This window comes from Saccharopolyspora sp. 6M, from assembly GCF_020176775.1.
Taxonomy (GTDB): Bacteria; Actinomycetota; Actinomycetes; order Mycobacteriales; family Pseudonocardiaceae; genus Saccharopolyspora_C; species Saccharopolyspora_C gregorii.
In genome coordinates this window covers 1-21,461 of sequence record NZ_JAIUJZ010000198.1, presented here as the reverse complement: position 1 = coordinate 21,461, position 21,461 = coordinate 1, and the positions used below count along the sequence as shown (strand labels likewise).

Annotated in this window: 19 protein-coding genes; 12 read left to right on the top strand and 7 right to left on the bottom strand. The window is 73.2% G+C overall.

Translation table 11 applies throughout. The annotated features are described in order from the left end of the window. Positions 1-663 precede the first annotated feature (663 nt). The 6 genes from LCD31_RS23320 to LCD31_RS23295 all read left to right on the top strand — a co-directional run bounded on the left by LCD31_RS23320 (position 664) and on the right by LCD31_RS23295 (position 8,506). The gene (locus LCD31_RS23320; RefSeq protein ID WP_224961268.1) at positions 664-3,129 is read left to right on the top strand and encodes an FAD-dependent oxidoreductase; all 2,466 of its coding nucleotides are present in this window, start codon (positions 664-666) and stop codon (positions 3,127-3,129) included. A gap of 101 nt (positions 3,130-3,230) precedes the next feature. Beyond that, complete coding sequence (locus tag LCD31_RS23315) at positions 3,231-3,851, top strand: cyclodeaminase/cyclohydrolase family protein (protein WP_224961266.1); 621 nt, start codon at positions 3,231-3,233, stop codon at positions 3,849-3,851. Positions 3,852-3,952: 101 nt separating this feature from the next. Further along, a complete protein-coding gene (locus LCD31_RS23310) occupies positions 3,953-4,804 on the top strand; it encodes a bifunctional 5,10-methylenetetrahydrofolate dehydrogenase/5,10-methenyltetrahydrofolate cyclohydrolase (protein WP_224961271.1) in 852 nt (283 codons plus the stop codon). A 63-nt stretch (positions 4,805-4,867) separates the two neighbouring features. Continuing rightward, positions 4,868-6,241: an L-serine ammonia-lyase gene (locus tag LCD31_RS23305; RefSeq protein ID WP_224961263.1), complete on the top strand. Its 1,374-nt coding sequence runs from the start codon at positions 4,868-4,870 to the stop codon at positions 6,239-6,241. A 43-nt stretch (positions 6,242-6,284) separates the two neighbouring features. After that, on the top strand, positions 6,285-7,133 hold the full coding sequence (gene purU, locus LCD31_RS23300) for a formyltetrahydrofolate deformylase (RefSeq protein WP_224961261.1): 849 nt from the start codon (positions 6,285-6,287) through the stop codon (positions 7,131-7,133). A gap of 227 nt (positions 7,134-7,360) precedes the next feature. Next, entirely contained in the window at positions 7,361-8,506 is a 1,146-nt protein-coding gene (locus tag LCD31_RS23295; protein ID WP_224961259.1) for an aromatic ring-hydroxylating dioxygenase subunit alpha, read from the top strand. 378 nt (positions 8,507-8,884) lie between these two features. On the opposite strand, the gene LCD31_RS23290 is transcribed toward LCD31_RS23295, so the two are convergent. Continuing rightward, positions 8,885-10,318, bottom strand: a complete 1,434-nt coding sequence (locus tag LCD31_RS23290; RefSeq protein WP_224961257.1) for an MFS transporter — start codon at positions 10,316-10,318, stop codon at positions 8,885-8,887. Between the two features lie 413 nt (positions 10,319-10,731). Between LCD31_RS23290 and LCD31_RS23285 the strand changes: the two genes are divergently transcribed. Together LCD31_RS23285 and LCD31_RS23280 are read left to right on the top strand one after the other, a co-directional pair. Continuing rightward, complete coding sequence (locus LCD31_RS23285) at positions 10,732-11,076, top strand: bifunctional 3-phenylpropionate/cinnamic acid dioxygenase ferredoxin subunit (protein ID WP_224961255.1); 345 nt, start codon at positions 10,732-10,734, stop codon at positions 11,074-11,076. Beyond that, on the top strand, positions 11,077-12,240 hold the full coding sequence (locus LCD31_RS23280; protein ID WP_224961253.1) for an NAD(P)/FAD-dependent oxidoreductase: 1,164 nt from the start codon (positions 11,077-11,079) through the stop codon (positions 12,238-12,240). Positions 12,241-12,320: 80 nt separating this feature from the next. Here the strand turns inward: LCD31_RS23280 and LCD31_RS23275 are convergent, their stop codons facing one another. The 3 genes from LCD31_RS23275 to LCD31_RS23265 form a co-directional block, all read right to left on the bottom strand. Then, positions 12,321-12,983, bottom strand: coding sequence for a GntR family transcriptional regulator (locus LCD31_RS23275; protein ID WP_224961251.1), 663 nt, complete (start codon positions 12,981-12,983; stop codon positions 12,321-12,323). 178 nt (positions 12,984-13,161) lie between these two features. Beyond that, positions 13,162-13,344 carry a hypothetical protein gene (locus LCD31_RS23270; RefSeq protein ID WP_224961249.1) on the bottom strand — a complete coding sequence of 61 codons (183 nt, stop codon included), beginning with the start codon at positions 13,342-13,344 and terminating at the stop codon, positions 13,162-13,164. A 287-nt stretch (positions 13,345-13,631) separates the two neighbouring features. Continuing rightward, entirely contained in the window at positions 13,632-14,321 is a 690-nt protein-coding gene (locus LCD31_RS23265; RefSeq protein ID WP_224961247.1) for a type 1 glutamine amidotransferase domain-containing protein, read from the bottom strand. Positions 14,322-14,502: 181 nt separating this feature from the next. Between LCD31_RS23265 and LCD31_RS23260 the strand changes: the two genes are divergently transcribed. Next, a complete protein-coding gene (locus LCD31_RS23260) occupies positions 14,503-15,354 on the top strand; it encodes a helix-turn-helix domain-containing protein (RefSeq protein ID WP_224961245.1) in 852 nt (283 codons plus the stop codon). 150 nt (positions 15,355-15,504) lie between these two features. Then, complete coding sequence (locus LCD31_RS23255; protein ID WP_224961243.1) at positions 15,505-16,662, top strand: nucleotide disphospho-sugar-binding domain-containing protein; 1,158 nt, start codon at positions 15,505-15,507, stop codon at positions 16,660-16,662. A 45-nt stretch (positions 16,663-16,707) separates the two neighbouring features. On the opposite strand, the gene LCD31_RS23250 is transcribed toward LCD31_RS23255, so the two are convergent. Then, positions 16,708-16,854, bottom strand: coding sequence for a hypothetical protein (locus tag LCD31_RS23250; protein WP_224961241.1), 147 nt, complete (start codon positions 16,852-16,854; stop codon positions 16,708-16,710). Between the two features lie 201 nt (positions 16,855-17,055). Here LCD31_RS23250 and tatA point away from each other — a divergent pair, with 201 nt between their 5' ends. Further along, positions 17,056-17,325 carry a Sec-independent protein translocase subunit TatA gene (gene tatA / locus LCD31_RS23245; RefSeq protein WP_224961239.1) on the top strand — a complete coding sequence of 90 codons (270 nt, stop codon included), beginning with the start codon at positions 17,056-17,058 and terminating at the stop codon, positions 17,323-17,325. 34 nt (positions 17,326-17,359) lie between these two features. Here tatA and LCD31_RS23240 read toward each other — a convergent pair whose 3' ends face one another. Further along, complete coding sequence (locus LCD31_RS23240) at positions 17,360-18,682, bottom strand: cytochrome P450 (RefSeq protein ID WP_224961236.1); 1,323 nt, start codon at positions 18,680-18,682, stop codon at positions 17,360-17,362. Positions 18,683-18,789: 107 nt separating this feature from the next. Then, positions 18,790-20,253, bottom strand: coding sequence for an amidase (locus tag LCD31_RS23235; protein ID WP_224961233.1), 1,464 nt, complete (start codon positions 20,251-20,253; stop codon positions 18,790-18,792). Positions 20,254-20,441: 188 nt separating this feature from the next. Here LCD31_RS23235 and LCD31_RS23230 point away from each other — a divergent pair, with 188 nt between their 5' ends. Continuing rightward, entirely contained in the window at positions 20,442-21,245 is an 804-nt protein-coding gene (locus LCD31_RS23230; RefSeq protein ID WP_224961232.1) for a GNAT family N-acetyltransferase, read from the top strand. Positions 21,246-21,461: the final 216 nt, after the last annotated feature.

Genomic DNA, 21,461 nt, shown 5'->3' with positions numbered 1-21,461 from the left:
CGTGTTCTGCTGACGACCCAGCTCCGCCCCCACAGCAGCGGCCACCTCCGGATCCACCACCGCAAGCCGGTCGTTGAACGCAGCTGCACTTCCGGACGAGTTCATGGGACTCCTTCGACACCGGGAATCTGCACGGGAGCACTGGGGAGACGGCGGGTGAACGACCGGCCGGACGACTACCATCCAACTGAAATATCAGAAGGCTTCCGAGCGTAAGCAGCGGAATTCTCCGGGTCAAGGGTCCGAAGTCACCGAGGCGCGCGCCGCCGCACCCCGCCGCCGCCACCACGGCGCGACGCGCCCGGGCGGCGGCGCGCCGGGCCGTTCAGCCGTCCGCGTGCACCGCGGAGAAGAGGGCCGAATCGGCCCTTGACCGCTGCTCCCACCAGTGCTTACTCTGCCGTTCACTTGATATATCAGTCTTGCGCCCAGCTGTTCCGGTCGGTCCAGGAACACATCCGGAATCCGGCGTTCGGCTCGGTCAGGTCACCGCAGGCGGCGGCCCGTTCCGACACGTCCCCCCGTGCTCCGCGGAAGTCCGCATCGGACGACCACCGAACCCCACCACTCCCCCTTCTCCAGCCCGAGCTCCTGCCCCGTGGCACCAGTCCGCACCTGCCGTCCTCGCAGCGGTCGCCGCAGGCCGCCCGTTAGGAGACCAGCATGAGCACCCCACGCGTCGTCATCATCGGAGCCGGGATCGTCGGCACCAACCTCGCCGACGAGCTCACCGAACGCGGCTGGGACCGCGTCACCGTCCTCGACCAGGGACCGCTGCCGCTCACCGGCGGTTCCACCTCGCACGCCCCGGGACTCGTCTTCCAGACCACCGGGTCGAAGACGATGACCGAGTTCGCCACCTACACCAGGGACAAGCTCGCCGCGCTGGACGTCGACGGCGGGTGGTGCTTCAACCAGGTCGGCGGCCTGGAGATCGCCACCACGCCGGAACGGCTCGCCGACCTGCACCGCAAGCAGGGCTGGGCGACCTCCTGGGGGGTGCCCGGCACCGTCCTCGGGCCGGAGGAATGCGCGAAGCTGCACCCGCTGCTGGACCGGGACCGCGTCCTCGGCGGGTTGCACACCCCCACCGACGGGCTCGCCAAGGCCTCCCGCGCCGTCATCGCCCTCGCCCGCCGCGCCGAAGCCCGCGGCGCCCGCTTCCAGGGCTCCACCCGCGTTCTCGGCATCAACACCAGCGGCGGCAAGGTCACCGGCGTCGAGACCGACCAGGGCGAGGTGCCCGCCGACCTCGTGGTGTCCTGCGCCGGGTTCTGGGGCCAGGCCATCGGCGACATGGTCGGCATGCGGGTGCCGCTGCTGCCGCTGGCGCACCAGTACGCGCAGACCGACCAGCTGCCCGAACTCGCCGGGCGCAACGACCCGCGGATCGAGGCGCGGCTGCCGATCCTGCGCCACCAGGACCACGACCTGTACTACCGCGAGCACGACGACCGGCTCGGCATCGGCACCTACGCGCACCGCCCCATCCCGGTCGGGCTGCACGAGCTGCCGCAGGACGAGGACGCGCCCAGCGAAGCGGCGATGCCGTCGATGCTGGCGTTCACCGAGGAGGACTTCGCCGCGTCCTGGGAGCACAGCAAGCGGCTGCTGCCCGCGCTGCGCACCGCGAAGGTCGAGACCGGGTTCAACGGCGTCTTCTCCTTCACCCCCGACGGCGGGCCGCTGGTCGGCGAATCCCCGGACGTGGCCGGGTTCTGGATCGCCGAGGCGGTGTGGGTGACGCACTCCTCCGGCGTGGCCCGCGCCGTCGCGCAGCTGCTGGTGGACGGGCGCAGCGAGATCGAGCTGCACGGCTGCGACGTGCACCGCTTCGACGAGATCGAGGTGACCCCGCAGCACGCGGACGAGACCTCGCAGCGCAACTTCGTGGAGATCTACGACGTCAAGCACCCGCTGCAGCCGAAGTTCTCCCCGCGGGACCTGCGGGTCAGCCCGTTCCACGCGCGGCAGCGCGAACTCGGCGCGTTCTTCCTGGAAGCCCACGGCTGGGAACGCCCGCACTGGTACGAGGCGAACGCGCCGCTGGTCAAGGAACTGCCGATGGAGTGGCAGCCGCCGTCGCGGGACGCCTGGTCGGCGATGTACCACTCCCCCGTCGCCGCGGTCGAAGCGTGGAAGACCCGCACCGCCGTCGCCCTCTACGACATGACCCCGCTGAAGCGGCTGGAGATCTCCGGCCCCGGCTCGCTGGAATTCCTGGACCGGCTCACCACCGGGAAGATGGACAAGTCCGTCGGCTCGGTCACCTACACGCTGCTGCTGGACCGCGCCGGCGGCGTGCGCAGCGACCTCACCGTCGCGCGGCTCGGCGAACGGCTGTTCCAGGTCGGCGCGAACGGGAATCTGGACCTGGACCACCTGCGGCGGAACCTGCCCGACGACCACGGCGTGCAGGTCCGGGACATCACCGGCGGCACCTGCTGCGTCGGGGTGTGGGGGCCGCTGGCCCGGGACCTGGTGCAACCGCTGAGCCGGGACGACTTCTCCCACGATGGCTTGAAGTTCTTCCGCTGCAAGCGGGCGCACATCGCGGGCATCCCGGTCACGGCGATGCGGGTGTCCTACGTCGGCGAGCTCGGCTGGGAGATCTACACCAGCGCCGAGTACGGGCAGCGGCTGTGGGACGTGCTGTTCGAGGCGGGCCGCGAGCTCGGCGTGGTTCCCGCGGGGCGCGCCGCGTTCAACAGCCTGCGGCTGGAGAAGGGCTACCGGGCCTGGGGCGCGGACATGACCACCGAGCACGACCCGTTCGAAGCGGGCGTCGGGTTCGCGGTCCGCCGGAACAAGGGCGACTTCGTCGGCAAGGACGCGTTGGAAGGCCGCGACCAGAATTCGGTGTCGCGGCGGCTGTCCTGCCTGACGATCGACGACGGGCGCAGCGTGGTGCTCGGCTCGGAGCCGGTGTTCGTCGACTCGGCGCCCGCCGGGTACGTCACCTCCGCGGCGTTCTCGCACACCCTCGGCTTCCCCATCGCCTACGCGTGGCTGCCCGCGTCGGCGGAACCCGGGACCTCGGTGGAGATCAAGTACTTCGACCGGATGGTGCGGGCCACCGTCGCCGCCGAACCGCTCGTCGACCCGGAGATGCACCGCATCCGCCGGTGACCCCGGACCTCTCGCGAGGTGAGCGGCCCGCGCGACCGAGCGGATGGGCTGCCGGACCGTTCACCTGGAACGGGTTTCCCGCACTACGACGAAGGATGCTGATGCGCACGGATTCGATCGACACCTTCCTGCAGGGCCTCGCCTCCCGCGATCCCGCACCGGGCGGCGGCGCCACCGCCGCGCTGCACGCCGCGCAGGGCGCCGCCCTGGTCGCCATGGTGGCGCGGTTCAGCGACGGTGCGAAGTACGCCGAGCACGCAGCGGAGATCGGCGCGGTGCTGGCGGAGGCCGACGAGCTGCGCGGGCTGGCGCTGGACCTGGTGGAGCGGGACGCCACCGCGTTCGGCGCGGTCGGCGCCGCCTACGGCCTGCCGAAGGACACCGCGGAGGCGAAGTCCGCCCGGTCCCGGGCGATCGCGGCGGCGCTGGCCGAGGCGAGCCGGGTGCCCGTCCAGGTCATCGCGGTCGCCGACCGGGTCGTGGGCCTGGCCGAGCGGTTGCGGCCCGTCGGCAACCGCAACGTGATCACCGACATCGCGGCGGCCGCGGACGCGGCGCGCGCGGCGGCCTCCACCTCGCGGGTGAACGCGGAGGTGAACCTGCCCGGCGTCGCCGACCCGCCCCCCCGGGACGCGCTCGCGGCGGCGATCGCCGAGGCCGCCGACGTCCTCCACCGAGCCGATGAGACCACCACCGCGGTACGGGAGCAGATCCAGCGATGACCACTTCACCCGCAGTGCCCGACACCGGCTCGCCGGCGGCCGGCCGGTCCGGAACCGCCGTGCCCGCAACCGATCCGACCACGACCGGCGCGACCCCACCGGTGGAGACCGCGGTGCTGGACGGCACCGGCCCGGCCCGCGCCATCCGGGCCGAGGTCGCCGCCGCCGCGGCCGAGCTCGCCGCCGCGGGCGTGCCCGCCCGGCTGGCCGTCGTGGTGGCCACCGACGACGAGTCGAGCGCCTGGTACGTGCGCTCGATCGCGAAGGCGGCCGCGAAGTCCGGCGTGGAGTGCGAGGTCGTGGACCTCGGCGCCGACGCCTCCGCGGACCGCATCCGCGAGGAGCTCGCGGCGCTGAGCCGCGAACCGGAGGTGCACGGCATCATCCTGCAGACCCCGCTGCCGCCGGGCGCCGACTTCGAGGAACTGGCCTCCTCGATCGCACCGGACAAGGACGTGGACGGGGCGAACCCGCTGTCGGCGGGCCGGCTCGCCGCCGGACTGCCCGCGTTCCCGCCCGCGACGGCCGCCGCGGTACTCGCGGTGCTGGACCACCACGGCGTGCCGCTCGCGGGGCGCGACTGCGCGGTGGTGAGCCGCTCCACCGTGGTCGGGAAACCGGTGGCGCAGCTGCTGCTGGGGCGGGACGCGACGGTGATGATCTGCCACCGCCACACCGCGGACCTGGCCGCGCGCACCCGGACGGCGGACGTGCTGGTGGTGGCGGCCGGTCGGCCGGGCCTGATCGCGGAGCAGCACGTGCACCGGGGTTCGGTCGTGGTGGACGTGGGCACCAATCCGACGCCGGACGGCGGGTTGGTCGGCGATGTCGACCCGGCGGTGTCCGGCCGGGTCGCGGCGTTGACGCCGGTGCCGGGCGGGGTGGGGCCGGTGACGACGGCGCTGCTGCTGCGGCACACCGTGCGGGCCGCGCTCGCGGAGTCCGGCGGTTAGGCAGCGGTCAGCGGCGCGGTGCGGACCGCGCCGCCTCCGGAAACCTCCAGGTGGGGAGCGCACATGACCCTCTCAGTGTTCGACCTGTTCAAAGTGGGCATCGGGCCGTCGAGTTCGCACACCGTCGGCCCGATGCTGGCCGCGTTCCGGTTCGTGGCGCGGCTGCGCGAGTCCGGGGTGCTGCCCCGGACGGCGGCGGTGCGCTGCGAGCTGTTCGGCTCGCTGGGCGCGACGGGCCACGGCCACGGCAGCGTCCCGGCGGTGGTGCTGGGTCTGCTGGGCGAGCAGCCGCACCTGGTGGACCCGGTGCGCACCGAACCGGACGTGCGGGCGGTGCGGGAGGAGGGCCGGATCAGCCTCGGCGGCGAGCGCAAGATCGCGTTCTCGGTGGAGCGGGACGTGGTGCTGCACCGGCGGAAGCGGCTGGAGTTCCACACCAACGGGATGCGCTTCGACGCGTTCGACGCGCACGGGGAACCGCTGCTGCGCCGCGAGTTCTTCTCGGTCGGCGGCGGTTTCGTGCTGGACGAGGACGAGGCGGGCCGGCCGGTGCTGGTGGCGGGCGGGCCGGAGGTGCGCTTCCCGTTCCGCACCGGCGCGGAGCTGCTGGCGCGGGCCCGGGAGTCCGGTTCGCGGATCAGCGACGTGATGCTGGCGAACGAGCTGTCCTGGCGGCCCGAGCAGGAGACCCGGGACGGCCTGCTGCACATCTGGTCGGTGATGCGGGAGTGCGTGGACAACGGCGCGCGCACCGGTGGCGTGCTGCCGGGCGGCCTGCGGGTGCGGCGCCGGGCCAAGGAGCTGCGGGAGCGGCTGGAGTCCGGGGTCGACGAGAGCGACGCGCTGCACGCGATGGAGTGGGTGACGCTCTACGCGCTGGCGGTGAACGAGGAGAACGCGGCGGGCGGCCGGGTGGTGACGGCGCCGACGAACGGCGCGGCCGGGATCGTGCCGGCGGTGCTGCACTACGCGCATCGGTTCCTGGCCGGGTTCGACGAGGACGCGGTGGTGCGGTTCCTGTTGACGGCGGGCGCGATCGGCGTGCTGTTCAAGGAGAACGCGTCGATCTCGGGCGCCGAGGTGGGCTGCCAGGGCGAGGTCGGGTCGGCGTGCTCGATGGCCGCCGCCGGCTTGGCGGAGGTGCTGGGCGGCACCCCGGAGCAGGTGGAGAACGCCGCCGAGATCGGCATCGAGCACAACCTGGGCCTCACCTGCGATCCGGTGGGCGGCCTGGTGCAGATCCCGTGCATCGAGCGGAACGCGGTGGCCTCGATCAAGGCGATCACCGCCGCCCGGATGGCGCTGCGCGGCGACGGCGAGCACCACGTCTCCCTGGACAAGGCGATCAAGACGATGCGCGAGACCGGGGCGGACATGAAGGACAAGTACAAGGAGACCGCCCGCGGCGGCCTCGCCCTCAACGTCGTCGAGTGCTGACGACCCCGACAGCGATCAGAGCCGTGCGAGCACAGGAGGAACGATGACCAGGAAGTTCACCCTGACGTTGAGCTGCCCCAACCGCAGCGGCATCGTCCACGCGGTCAGCAGCTACCTGGTGGGCCAGGGCTGCGACATCGCCGAGCACCGCCAGTTCGACGACGGCGTGAAGGGCCGGTTGTTCCTGCGCACGCAGGTGACCGCGGACCGCGAGGTGGACTTGGAGGTGGTGTCGCGGAGCTTCGAGCCGGTGGCCGCGGACTTCGAGATGGACTTCTCGTTCGACGCGGACCGCGACGCCCGGGTGCTGGTGATGGTGTCGAAGCTGGGCCACTGCCTGAACGACCTGATCTTCCGCTGGCGCTCGGGCGGGTTGAGCGCGGACATCGTGGCCGTGGTGTCGAACCACGAGACGTTGCGGCCGATGGCGGAGTCGGCGGGCCTGCCGTTCGTCCACGTGCCGGTGACGCCGGAGACGAAAGCCGCAGCGGAGGCCCGGCTGCTGGAGCTGGTGGACGAGTACGACGTGGAACTGGTGGTGCTGGCCCGCTACATGCAGGTGCTCTCGGACGAAGCGTGCAAGGCGCTGGAGGGCCGGGCGATCAACATCCACCACTCGTTCCTGCCCGGCTTCAAGGGCGCGAAGCCGTACCACCAGGCGTATTCGCGCGGGGTGAAGCTGGTGGGCGCGACGGCCCACTACGTGACGCCGGACCTGGACGAGGGCCCGATCATCGAGCAGGAGGTGATCCGGATCGACCACACGCACGACCCGGTGGCGCTGCAGGCGGTGGGCCGGGACGCGGAGGCGCTGGCGCTGTCCCGGGCGGTGCGCTGGCACTGCGAGCGGCGGGTGCTGCCGAACGGGCACAGCACCGTGGTGTTCCGGTGATCGGTTCCGGCCGCGGCTCTTGACATCGCAGCCGCGACGCGCTGCCATCTGTAGCGCAATGCGCACCCCGTTGCCATTCGTGCAACGACTCGACTTCCACTCAGCAGCCACCGCGCGGATCCGCCGCGCGGTGCGTTTCCGACGTTCCGCGGGCGGCCCCTGCGCCCGCCGGTTCCGATGCCGTAGCGAGTTGTGTCCCCTTCCCCTCTGCCGCGAGGAGCATTGCCATGACCACCGGTGAGCTGTCCACTCCCGACACCGGCGAAGCGCTGCCCGAGAGTCTGCGCGAGACGCTGGCCGGTTACTACTACACGGACCCGTCGATCTTCCGGACCGAGCAGGAGGCGATCTTCGAAGCGGGGTGGTTCTGCGCGGTGCTGAGCGCGGACCTGGCCCGCCCCGGGCAGTACGAGACGGTGCAGATCGGCCGGGAGAGCGTCGTCGTGACCCGCGGCCGGGACGGCGCGATCAAGGCCTACCTGAACGTGTGCCGGCACCGCGGGGCCCGGCTGTGCACGGAGGAGAAGGGCGAGGTGCGGCGCTCCTTCCAGTGCCCGTACCACGCGTGGACGTACGGCCTGGACGGCAAGCTGGTGGCCGCGCCGAACCTGAACGCGATGCAGGACATCGACCGCGTCGAGTACGGCCTGCACACCGTGCACGTGCGGGAGTGGCTGGGGTACGCGTGGCTGTGCCTGGCCGAGGACCCGCCGTCGTTCGAGGAGACGGTGATCGGGGACGTGACGAACCGCCTGGGGTCGCCGGAGGCGATCGTCGGCTACCAGGTGGCGGACCTGAAGCTGGGCAGGCGCATCGAGTACGACGTGAAGGCGAACTGGAAGCAGATCGTCGAGAACTTCATGGAGTGCTACCACTGCGCGACGATCCACCCGGAGCTCACCGAGGTGCTGCCGGAGTTCGCCGACGGCCTCGCCGCGCAGTACTTCGTGGGCCACGGCGCCGAGTTCGGCGAGGAGGTGCAGGGCTTCACGGTGGACGGTTCGGCGGGTCTGGAGCGGATTCCGGGTGTGCAGGAGGACCAGGACCGCCGCTACTACGCGATCACGGTGCGCCCGCAGGTGTTCATCAACCTGGTGCCCGACCACGTGGTGTTCCACCGGATGTTCCCGCTGTCGGCGGAGCGCACCATCGTGCGCTGCGACTGGCTGTACCTGCCGGAGGTGGTGGAGTCGGGTGCGGACATCGATCGGTCGGTGGAGCTGTTCCACCGGGTGAACCAGCAGGACTTCGACGCGTGCGAGCGCTGCCAGCTGGCGATGGATTCGCGGTCGTACCGCAAGGGCGGGGTGCTGGTGCCGAGCGAGCACCACATCGGTGAGTTCCACGACTGGGTGCGCGAGCGGGTCGGCTGAGCGCCGTTCTCCCGGCCCCGCGCGGCTTCCCGCCGCGCGGGGCCCTCGTGCTGCCCCGGCCCGGGAACGGTCCCGCCCGAGCCGCGGCCGCTTGATTCTCCGGGCGCGGCAACGGTTTCCGCCGGTGCGGACGCGTACTGCGCCGGGTGCGGCTGCGGGCGGAACGGGAGCCCGCGGCGCGGAGCCGGACAGGACGCACCAGGGCCGCGCGGACGACGCGGCGCAGACCCCGACACGGCGCAGCGCAGGGCCGGGCGGCGCAACGCGGAGCCGGGCGGCACTGGACCGGACAGCGCCGGGCCAGGCAGCACGGGACCGGGCAACGCAGAGCCGGGCAACGCCGCGCCGGGCAGCGCAGCACCGGTCAGCGCGGATCGCCTACTGCCGCGGGCTCTCCAGCGGCACGCCGTCGGCGGACAGCGGCGGCGGCGGGAGCTCGGAGCTGGAGGTCAGCGGCGCCGCCCCGTCCAGCGGCCGACCGGCCTGCTCGCTGAGGAACCGCGTGCTGACGACGCCGACGATCCCCGCCCCGACCAGGAAGTAGCCCGGCCAGTCGAGGTTCCCGGTCGCGGTGGCCAGCGCTTCGATGATCGTCGGCGCGGTGCCGGCGAACAGCGACACGGCGAGGTTGAACAGCACCGCCAGGCTGCTGTACCGGATCATGGTGGGGAACAGCGCGGGCAGCGTGGACGGCGAGACGGCCGCGAAGCACACCAGCGCCAGCCCGATGATGAGCAGCCCGGCGACCTGCCCCACCAGTCCTCCGCGCAGCAGCCAGACCGCGGGCAGTCCCAGCAGGACCAGCCCGACGCTCCCCGTCATGAGCACGGGTTTCCGCCCGACGCGATCGCTGAGCCGCCCCACCGAGACGATCACGCACAGCATCAGCACCATGACGACGACCTGGAGCGCGGTGGCGACCTCGGGGCTGCTGCCGCCGAGCCCGTAGCGCGGCAGCGTGCCGGTGAGGTAGGTCGGGATGTAGTTCGTCAGCACGTAGTTCGTGACGTTCCAGGCCACCACGATGCCGACGGCGACGAGCGCGGCCGCCCGGTACCGGGTCACCACGATCTGCAGCGCGCGCCGGGAGGACATCGTGGCCAGCGCTGGTGAGCGTTCCATCAGCTGCCGGAACGCCGGGGTGTCCTCCAGCCGCAGCCGCAGGTAGATGCCGGTGATGCCCAGCGGCAGCGCGAGCATGAACGGCACCCGCCAGCCCCAGGAGAGCAGATCCTGCTCGGGCAGCACGGCGATCACCGTCCAGCACACCCCGGCGCCGAACGTGTAGCCGGTGAGGGTGCCGAACTCCAGCCAGCTGCCGAAGAAGCCGCGCCTGCGGTCCGGCGAGTACTCGGCGATGAGGGTGAGCGCGCCGGTGTACTCGCCACCGGCGGAGAAGCCCTGCAGCATCCGCACGAACAGCACCAGCAGCGGCGCGGCGACGCCGATCGCCCCGTAGCTCGGGATCAGCCCGAGCAGCACGGTGGACACGGCCATGAGCACGACGGTGGCGGAGAGGACCTTGGTGCGCCCGATCTTGTCGCCGAGCCTGCCGAACACGAATCCGCCGAGCGGGCGCATCAGGAACGCGGCCGCGAACGCGCCGAGGGTGTAGGCGGTGGCCCACTGGCCGCCGTCCGGGAAGAACACCCGGCCGAGCACGACGGCCGCGAGGTAGGAGTAGATCCCGAAGTCGTACCACTCCGCGACGTTGCCGATCGCCGCCGCGGCGACGGCGCGCCGGACGGTGCGCTCCTCCTCCACGGCCGGCCGGCGGAAGGCCCGCCTGGGCCGCTTCGAGCGGTCGATCATGAGGTCTCCCCCGATGCGCGCTGCCGCGCCGTTCCCGGCCGCCCCGTCCCCTTCGACGCCAGGTCCGTGGTTGATATATCTGTTGCACGATAAGTGGTGGTCAGGACCGGGTCAACACGCCGTTCCGGTGCCCTCGCGGCCCCCTTGGAGCCCGCTGAGGAACCCCTCGCGGGCACCGGCCGGCGGGCACTCTCCGGCGACGGCGCGCCGCGAACTTCCCACAGCAACAGGGGTTTTCGCTACCGGCGGGTTTCCGCGCGTTACACCCGCGGCAACTCTCAGGCCTCCGTGGGCGCCGATTCGCCCGCTCGGCGGGGACGGCGAATTTCATCGTTGACGACCAAGGTGACGAGCCTCATTCTATCGGTTGCGCATTGCAGTACGGGTTCCGTCATCTGCAACAGGAGGCCAGAATGATTCCAGTGGGCGCGCTGTCCGACATCCCTCCCGGCGAGTCGGCCCGGGTGCAGGGCGAGGTGGCGATCGCTGTGTTCAACGTGGACGGCGAGCTGTTCGCCATCGACGACACCTGCACGCACCAGGACGCTTCGCTCTCCGACGGTTGGCTCGAAGGCTGCGCGGTCGAATGTCCGCTGCACGCGGCCTGCTTCGACCTGCGCACCGGCCGCCCCAGCGGCCCACCCGCCAAGAAACCCGTGCGCACCCACCGGGTCACCGTCGACGACGGGATCGTCTACGTGCTCGAGAGCAGCGACGTCGACGCCGTCGCCGGTGCGGTCGTGGAAGAGGTGAGTTGATTGCGCGAGATCACCGTCGTCGGAGCCTCGCTCGCCGGTCTCACCGCGGTCCGCGCGCTGCGCGAGCACGGCTTCGACGGGCGCATCGTCGTCGTCGGCGACGAGGAGCACGCCCCGTACGACCGGCCCCCGCTGTCCAAGGAGTTCCTCGCGGGCACCGCCTCCGAGGACGACATCGCCCTGACCGAACCGGACGACTCCGCGCTGGAAGTGGACTGGCGGCTGGGCCGCGCGGCCACCGGCCTCGACCTCCGGGACCGGGCCGTGCTGCTGGCGGACGGCGAGCGGATCACCTCCGACGCCGTCGTGCTCGCCACCGGTGCCCGCGCCCGCGCGCTACCAGGACAGGTGCCGGAGGGCGTCCGGACGTTGCGCACCCTCGACGACGCCCGCGCCCTGCGGGAGGAACTCGTGCCGGGAGCACGCCTGGTCGTCATCGGCGCCGGCTTCATCGGCGCCGAGATCGCCTCCACCGCGGTCGGGCTCGGCGTCGAAGTGGACGTCGTCGAGGCCGCCGCCGTCCCGCTGCAGCGGGCGCTCGGCCCCGAGATGGGCGAGGTGTGCGGCCGGATGCACGCCCGCAACGGGGTGCGGATCCACGTCGGCACCGGCGTCGCCGAACTGGTCGGCGAGCCCCGGGTGACCGCCGTCCGGCTCGCCGACGGCCGCGAACTGCCCGCCGACGTGGTCGTGGTCGGCATCGGGGCGCAGCCGAACGTGGAATGGCTGGAAGAGTCCGGGATCCCGCTGCGGGACGGCGTGCGCACCGACGCGGCGGGGCGGACCGAGGTGCCGGAGGTGGTGGCGGTCGGCGACTGCGCCAACGCCCACCGGGACTACACCGCGGAACCGCTGCGGCTGGAGCACTGGACGAACGCCGCGCAGCACCCGGCCGCCGCGGCCGCCGCGCTGCTCGGCGCCGAGCACTCCGCCCCGGCGCACCACGCCGTCCCCTACTTCTGGTCCGACCAGTACGGCAGCAAGATCCAGTTCGCCGGGCACCGCACCCCCGGCTGCACCGTCCGGATCGAGGAGGGCGACGTGGACTCCGGCGAGTTCCTGGCGCTGTACCTGGATTCCGCGGACGAACCGGTCGGGGTGCTCTCGGTCGACCGGGCCAAGTCGTTCGGGCGCTGGCGGCGGCGGCTCGCCGCCAGGTTGTGAACGCGCACCGGGTCCGGTCGCGGCCGTGACCACGTCCCGGAGGGAGCGAGGTGCCCCCGCTCCTCGCTCCGCCCGGCGGATCACACCACCGCGCGGATGGCCTCCTCGAAACCGAGCACGTGGTCGCAGGCCAGCTGCTCGGCTTCGTCGGCGGACCGCGCGCCGATCGCGCGCAGCAGCCCGGAGTGCTCGCCGACGTGGCTGTCGAAGTGCGACATGCGTTCCAGGAACAGGCAGAAGATGCGGGTGGCGAGGTTGTCGTAGCGCACCAGGGTGTCCTCCAGGTGCGGGTTCCCCGCGGCGCGGTAGATCGCGCGGTGGACGTGCAGGTCCCAGCGCATCAGCTCGTCCCTGGTCAGCGAGCGCACGTCGACCTCGTCGAGCTCGTCGGCCATCTCGACCAGCTCGGCCAGCACGGCGGCGCTCGCGGATTCGGCGGCGCGTCGGGCCGCCAGCGGTTCCAGCTGCACCCGCAGCTCGGAGATGTAGGCGAGGTCGGTGATATCCACCGCGGTCGCGAAGGTCCCGCGGCGCGGATAGGACACCACGAGCCGGTCGATCTCCAGCCGCTTCAGCGCCTCGCGGACCGGTGTCCGGCCGACGTCGAGCGATTTCGCCAGCGCCACGTCGTCGATCGCGGTCATCGGCGGGATGTCGAGCATGATGAGCCGGTCGCTGATCTCCGCGTACGCCTTGTCGGCCAACGACGCGTAGACGGGTTCATCGGTGGTCGTCGGGTTCATCGCGGCCTCGGCTCCACCGAGGGGCGGTCGATCCCGCACATCTTGAGCCTTGACATATCAGCACTGTATCTGTTGGAGGTCTGTGCACGAACAGAACCCGGGCCGGTTTCCGCTCGGTGGAACGCGCGCGGGGGGGCCACCGTTCGTGGCGCGGCCGGGGTGTTCCGGGGCTCCGGGTTCAGCGCTTCTTGCCGCTGCGCTTGGCGGCCACGCAGTCCGGGCAGGTCGGCATGCCGCTGAACATGGTCTCGGCGTAGGTCTTGTCCAGGAACGCCTTGCCGCACAGCGAGGTGGCCAAGCTGTCCCAGGGCGAGACCTTCCCGCAATGCCGGATGCCGTCGTGCACGATGTCGGTTGCCATGAGCCTTGCCTCCAGCTCTAGTGCCCTCTTCCGAATGAACAACTCCCCGATCGGACGTCCACTCCAGCACGTTCGGTAACCAGAAGGCAGCTCATTCCGCCGCTCAACGCCGTGCGGTCACCCCATTGCGGCCAGCGGTAGATCAAGATTCGGCCGAAGTGATGACCTTGTGCATTGTTCAACCTCTTCCTGCTGGGCCGATCGGGTGTGATCACCAGGGCGCTGGTCCGACGGGGCGGCGACCGGCGCGGACGGCGGAACCGCCTGCGCCGGCCCCCGGATCCAGTTCACAGCGCGGCGAGGACCTGCTCGGCCATCGGGCCGCTCGACGCCGGGTTCTGACCGGTGAACAGGTTCCCGTCCCGCACGGTGAACGGCTGGTAGGCGGGCCCGCTCTCGTGCACCGCGCCCCGCTCCCGCAACCGGCTCGCCAGCAGCCACGGCGCGCCGTCCGCGGTGCCGAACAGCCGCTCCTCCTCATCGGTGAACGCGGCCATCCGCCGCCGCGCGAACCGCCAGTCCCCCGCCTCGTCCACGGCGCTGAGCAGCGCGGCCGGGCCGTGGCAGACCGCGGCGATGGCGACGCCGGCGCGGTCCGCCGCCACAAGCAGCCGGCCGAGGTCGGGGTCCTCGTGCAGGTCGACCACCGGCCCGTGCCCGCCGGGCAGCACGATCGCCGCGTAGTCGTCGAGCACCACCTCCGCCAGCGGCAGCAGCGGGCCGAACTCGTCCAGCGCCGTCGCCACGTGCGCCACGTGGCGGGCGCAGTCCGGCCCGGCGATCTCCGGGTCGGCGCTGTGCCGGTCCAGCGGCTGCCGCACCCCACCCGGCGAGGCGAAGTCCACCGCGAACCCGGCGGCGGCGAACACCGCGTGCGGCGCGGCGACCTCCTCCGCCCAGTAGCCCGTCGGGTAGGCCGACCCGTCGGTGCGGACCCAGGTGTCGGCGGCGGACATGACGATCAGGACCTTGCGCATCGGGCGCCTCTCTCCTTCGACGGCCGGGGGTTCCTCCCCGGTTCGACCACCAGCCTGGTCGCCGGGGCGCGCCGGAACCGGCGCATCGCGCGCCCTGCCGGTGCGCGGACCCGCGAACCTGGGACTCGGCGGTCCACCCGCACGCCCCCGCGGGCGCCCGGACGGCGGGAGAATCGCGGGCATGGCCCAGCACAACCGCGAACTCGCCGACTTCCTGCGCCGCGCCCGCGGGCTCGGTGATCCGGCCCGCGCCGGACTGCCCGCCGACGGGCGGGTGCGGCGCGTTCCCGGGCTGCGGCGCGAAGAGGTCGCGCTGCTCGCCGGGGTGTCCACCGACTACTACGCGCGGCTGGAACAGGGACGGCGGATCACGCCCTCCCCCGCCGTGGTCGCGGCGATCGGCCGGGCGCTGGACCTGGACGCCGCGGGCCGCGCGCACCTGGCGACCCTCGTCGGCCGGACCGCGAGCCCGCGCCGCAGGCCGAACTCGGTGCAGCGGCTCCGGCCCGGCGTCCACCAGCTGCTCGACTCGCTGGACGGCGAACCGGCGCTGGTGCTCGGCAGGCGCACCGACGTGCTGGCGAGCAACCGGATGGCGCGGGCGCTGTTCACCGACTTCGAGCGGATGCCCGCGGCCCGGCGCAACTACGCGCGCTGGATGTTCCTCGACGACGGCGCCCGGGAGCTGTTCGCGGACTGGGAGGTGCACGCGCGGACGACCGTGGAGAGCCTCCGCCTCGACGTCGGCGCGGACCCCGAGGACCGGGCGGCGGTGGCGCTGGTCGCGGAACTGCGCGCGGGCAGCCGGGAGTTCGGCCGGTGGTGGGACGAGCACCGGGTGCACCAGCGCACCCACGGGTCGAAGCGGTTGCGGCACCCGGTGGTCGGCGAGCTCACCGTCGAGTACGAGACCTTCGCGCTGCCCGGCGATCCGGACACCACGCTGTTCGTCTACACCGCCGAACCCGGCTCGTCCTCCCGCGAGGCGCTGGGGCTGCTCGCCAGCTGGGGCGTGCCCACCCGGTCGCGGTGACCGGCGAGGTTTTTCCCCTCGGAAAGGGGAATTCCGGTCCCGCCCGGCGGGCGGCTCCGGCATCATCCCTACCGTGGGAGCCGGTGGCGCCGAGGCACCGCCGGTCGAGTGCGCGACACCGCGCACCCCCTCAGCTCTTGGAGTCGCCCCGTGCGCGTGCTGTTCTGCGCCGTCCCCGCCTACGGCCACCTCCTGCCGCTCGCCCCGCTGATCGAGGCCGCGCTCGCCGACGGGCACCAGGCGGCGGTGCTGACCAGCGGCGACATGCGGCTCGCGGTCGAGGACGAACTGGCGGCCGGGGTGCAGCTGCTCGCCGCCGGTCCGACGGCGATCGAGTTCACCGCCGAAGCCGCGCGCCGCACCGGGACCGACGTGATGCGCCCGGCGCCGGAGGTCGTCGGGGAGGTCTTCGGCGCCTGCCGCTTGGAGCTCGGCGGTGCCGAGTCCGTCGAGCGCGCGCGGGACTGGGCACCGGACCTGGTGATCGCCGAGTACTACGACACCACCGGCCCGCTCGTCGCGGCCGCACTCGGAATCCCTTGGCACCAGGCGGGAATCGGCCCGGCGGTGCCGCCGGAGCTCGCCGAGCTGATCGGGACTTCGGCGGCCCGCTACCACCGCGAGGCCGGGATCGTCCCCGAACCGCCCACCACCTACCTGGACCCGTGGCCGGAGGAGTTGCAGGAGCCGGGCTGGTCCAGCGCGGTGCCGCCGCTGCCGATGCGCGGCCGGGCGCACCGCCGCCCCGAGGGCCGGGAGGCGCCGCAACGCGGATTCGCGACCGCGGACCGGCTGACCGCGCTGGTCACGCTGGGCACCGTCTTCTCCGACCCGCAGGTGCTGGACGAGTTCGTCGCGGCCGTGTCGAGCAGGCCGCTGAACCTGCGGGTCACGCTGGGCATGGCCCACGGCGCGGGGCCGAACGCGGCGCGCGCCGACGAGGTGCGCGACTCCGGCGCCGAGATCCACTACGTGCCGTTCGCACCGCTGGACGACCTGCTCGACGGGGCGGGCGTGGTGGTGGGCGCCGGTGGTTCCGGCACCGTGCTCGGCGCGCTGAGCCGCGGGATTCCGCTGGTGCTGTGCCCGCAGGGCGCGGACCAGCCGACCAACGCGGCGCGCGCGGCGGCCGCCGGGGTCGCGGTCGTCGTCGACTCCCCCGCCGGGATCGCCGCGGCGATCGAGCAGGTGATGTCCGATCCGTCGTACGCGCAGCGGGCCGCGGCCGTCGCGGCGGAGCTCAGCACCCGTCCCGCGCCCGTGGACGTGCTGCGCGCCCTCACCGGCTCCCCCGAACCCGTGGTCTGACCGCCCGGACGAACGGCCCCGGTCGAACGGGCCGCTCACCCCGGATCAGCCGGTGGTGCGCACCTCCCGGCCGTCGTCGTAGCACGAGATCCGCACGTCGGACACCTCGACCGGTGCGGCGAGCTCGGCCTGCGGGTCGTCGGTGGCGTTCGGACTGCCGTGGTTCGTCCACCGGGTACCGGGCTCGGCCAAGCGGAAGTCCTGGCCTCGCCCGGCTCGTCGCCGGACCTCGAACCACCGTCGCCGACCACGCGGCCCCCTCGCTCCCCCGTCCGGTGGGGACGGCGAGGACCACCACATTCCGCCCGAACTCGGTGCACCGGACGGCCCGTCCGGGCCGTGTGCCACCGTGGCACCCGGAATCAGAGGACGCCGAGACGGAGGTTCGAGGTCATGACGATGCCGGGTGGATGGCAGCTGGTGCTCGTCCTGGGCGTGCTGGTGCTGCTGTTCGGGTCGAACAAGCTGCCCGAGGTGGCCCGCTCGCTCGGCCGGTCCGCGCGAGTGCTCAAGGCCGAGACGCGGGGCCTGCGGGAGGACGAGGACGCGGCCGCCCAGGTTCCGGCCGCCCAGGAACCGATCGGGCCGGAACCGGTCCCGCAGCGCTCGGCCACCGCGCCCGCGACGGCCGCCGAACCCGCCCGCGAGACCACCGCGGGCTGACCCGGCACCGCACCGCGGCGGGGACGCCCGCCCGTCAGTCCCAGGCCACCGGCAGCGAGTGCACGCCGTAGATCACCATCTCGGTGCGCAGGCCCACCTCCGCGGGCGGGACCGCCAGCCGCAGCCCGGGCAGCCGCGCCAGCAGTTCCGCCAGCCCGATGCGCAGTTCCACCCGCGCCAGCTGCTGTCCCAGGCACTGGTGCACGCCGTGCCCGAACGCCAAGTGGTGATTGCGGGTGCGCCGCAGGTCCAGCCGGTCCGGTTCGGGCCAGCGGCCGGGATCCCGGTCCACCTCCGGCAGCGACACCATCACGGTGTCCCCGGCGCGCACGGTGACCCCGCCGAGCTCCACGTCCTGCACCGCGACCCGCACCGGGCCGGTGTGCACCACCGACAGGTAGCGCAGCAGCTCCTCCACCGCGGTGTCGATCAACTCCGGTTCCGCGCGCAGCGCCGCGAGCTGGTCGGGGTGCTCCAGCAGCGCGAAGGTGCCGAGGGCGAGCATGTTCGCGGTGGTCTCGTGCCCCGCCCCGAGCAGCATCGAGGAGATGTCGACCAGTTCCCGGTCGCTCAGCGCCGGATCCGCGTCGCCGTGCACCAGACCGGAGATCAGGTCGTCGGCGGGGTGCGCCCGCTTGTCGGCGACGAGCCCGCGCATGAACTCGTCCTGCTCGGCGTAGGCCCGCAGCCGGGTCTCCTCGTCCGCGTCCAGGTTCACCAGCACGGCGGTCCGGTCCTGGAAGTCGTCGCGGTCGGCGGGGGCGACGCCGAGCAGTTCGCAGATCACCAGCGACGGCAGCGGCAGCGCGAAGTCGGTCACCAGGTCGGCGGGGGCGCCCGCGGCCCGCATCGCCTCGACGTGCTCGACGGCGATCTCCCGCACCCGGGCCTCCAGCGCGCGCATCCGGCGCACCGTGAACTGGCCGACGAGCAGCCTGCGCAGCCGGGTGTGCTCGGGAGGGTCCATGAAGATGAACCGGCCACCGGTGGGCGGCACGTCGGTGACCGGGCACCCGCCGGTGCCCGCCGCGACGGCGGCCTGGTGGCGCACCACCTGCTCGGGGTCGAGCTGCATGGCGTTCGGGTGGCGATGGGTGTCGGCGCTGAACCGCTCGTCGGTGAGCAGCGCCTTGGATTCGGCGAACCCGGTGACCATCCACAGGTGCGCGCCGTTGCGCAGCCGCACGCCCGTCACGGGACCCTGCGCGCGCAGCGCGTCCAGGCCGGGTGGCGGGGCGAACGGGTCGCTGCCGCGCGCCAGCAGCTCCGGCGGCAGCGGGCGCCGGATCAGCACGTCGGTGGAGACGGCGGTGTCGTCGGTGTCGGGGGTGGAGGTCCGGTCGCCGGTGGTGGTCATCGAGGTCCTCTCGTCGCTCGGGAGCGCCCGGTCCCGGCGGCGCGGACTGCGGACCGCGCCGGTTCCGGAACCACCGACCACGGTACGCGGAGCGCGATCACGAGCGGCTACGCGGAAATCGGCGGCCGCGCCTCCGACCACGGCACCGCCCGCTCCAGCTGGGCGGCGAGCCGGATCAGCACGTCCTCCCGCCCGTAGGCGGCGACGAGCTGCACGCCGATCGGCAGGCCGTCGGCGCGGTGCAGCGGCAGCGAGATCGCCGGCTGCCCGGTGAGGTTGAACGGCGCGGTGAACGCGATGCGCGCGGCGGTCTCCGCGAGCAGCACCTCCGGGTCCTGGCTCGGCGCGAGCAGGCCGAGCGGCGGGGGCGGGTCCGGCAGGGTGGGCAGGAGCAGCACGTCGAGCTCGTCCTCCCACAGCGCGGCGAGGCTGCGCGACCAGCGTTGCGCGGTGTCCATCGCACCGAGCCACTGCGCGGCGGTGACCGCGGCGCCCTGCTCGGCGAACAGCGCGTTCATCGGTTCCAGCTCGGCGGGGTCGATGCGCCTGCCGAGGCGCCGCGACCAGTGCTCCAGCTCCCAGGCGGCGGTCGCGCCGAACACGGTCGCCATCGCGGCCATCGGTTCCGCGTCGTCCAGCGCGGCGGCCGCGGTGGGCGCCACGAGGTGGCCGAGCTCGGCGAGCGAGCGGGCCGCCCCGTCCACGGCCGCCGCGCAGTCCGGGTGCACCGGCCCGCCGCCGGGCCGTTCGGTGCGGAAGCCGATGCGCAGCACCCCGGGATCGGCGCCGACCTCGTCCCGGTAGGGCCGGGCGGGCGGTGGCGCGGTGTACGGGTCGCCGGGCGCCATCCCGGCGATCGCGTCGAGCACCGCGGCGGTGTCCCGCACCGAGCGGGTGAGCACGTGCTCGTGCGTCACCGGGCCCCAGTGCTCGCCGTGGCCGGGACCGAGGGAGGTGCGGGCCCTGGTCGGCTTCAGCCCGACGAGCCCGCAGCTGCTCGCCGGGATCCGGATGGACCCGGCCATGTCGTTGGCGTGCGCGACGGGCACGAGTCCGGCGGCGACGGCCGCGGCCGATCCACCGCTGGAACCGCCCGGGGAGCGCGCCGGGTCCCAGGGGTTGCGGGTCGGTCCGTGCGCGAGCGGTTCGGTGGTGATGCTCATGGCCAGCTCGGACACGTTCGCCTTGCCGCAGAACACGAATCCGGCGGCGCGGAACCGGGCCGCCAGGTGCGAATCCTCCTGCTCGACCCAGCCGGCGTCGCGCAGCACCCGCAGCCCGGCGTGCAGCGGGTCGCCCGCGGAGTGGCAGAGGACGTCCTTGAGCAGCATCGGCACCCCGCGGAACGGCCCGGCGGGCAGGTCCGGGTCGGCAGCCTGCGCGAGGGCCTTCTCGAACAGCGGGGTGATCACCGAGTTGAGCTCGCCGTCGACGCGCTCGATGCGGTCCACGGCGGCGTCGACGAGTTCGCGCGGGGACACCTCCCCGCGGCGGACCAGCTCGGCCTGCGCGGTGGCGTCCAGCCAGGTGAGCTCGCCATCGCGCAGATCTTCCCGCACCGCTTCCGCCATGCCGACACTCCCGCCGCAGTCGAGGAATTCCCGTCGTCGATCACCCTGCCACGCCACCCCGCCGCGCAGGTCGGCCGCGTGGGACGGACCTGCGGAACGCCCAGACGGCCCAGCCGAAACCGCCTTTCGGATGATCACGCATTGCTACGATGAGATCACCAAAAGTGGCCGGACGAGAGGTGCGGACGATGACGGCGATCGACGCGGCAGCGGTGGAATCCCTGCACCAGCTGACCGGCGGCTGGCGCCCCTTGGTGCTCGACGCCGATCCGGCCGCCGACGTGCGCGACCTGCCGGGCGTGGCGGTGCGCTGGGCGGAGTCGCGGTTCGCGTTCTGGAACTGCACCACCTTGACCGAGGACGGACTCGGCGCGGACCTGCTCCCGGAGCGGCTGGCGCAGGCCGCGGCGATCATGCGGGAGAAGCGGGGCACCGGTTTCCTGTGGTTGTTCGCGGGCCTCCTGACCCCGGAGGCCCGTGCCGGACTGCCCGCGGCCGCCGAGCGCGCCGGGCTGGACCTGGCGTTCTCCGGCGAAGGCATGGCGGGCGACGTCCTGCCGCTCCCGGACCCCGAGCACCCGCTGCTGGAGTTCACCCGGGTCCGCACCGAGGAGCAGCTGCTGGCCTACGCGGACCTGAACTCCCGCGCCTACGGCTTCCCGCTCGCCGACGGCCGGGACGGGCTGGCGCGTTCGGAGCTGTGGCGCACCGACGTGCACGCCTACCTCGGGCTGCGGGACGGCGTGCCGGTGACGGCGGCCGCGACGGTGCCCTGCGCGGGCAGGCTGTTCGTGTTGATGGTGGCCACCGATCCGGCGCAGGGGCGGCAGGGCTTCGGCGAGGCCGTGACGCGCAAGGCGCTGCACGAGGGCGGCCGGGCCACCGGCCTCACCCGCGCGACCCTGCACGCCACCGCCGCGGGCGCTCCCGTGTACCGCCGCATCGGCCTCGCCCCGAACACCCCGATCCACTTCTACGCCCTGCGTTCCTGAGTCCGATCACCGCCGATCTTCGACCCTGCCCGGCAGGTCGTGTCGGTTTCCCGTCAGCGGCGAAGCCGCTGAGCCGCCGACCACCCGAGCAAGCCGACCACCCGCGGGTTCTCAGCGGCTTCCTCGCGAGGACAGCGTTTTCGCATGTGGCGGAGCCACCGGTGAAAACGATCCCGCAGCGAGGGAGCAGCTGAGGTTCCGCCACCCGAGCGCAGC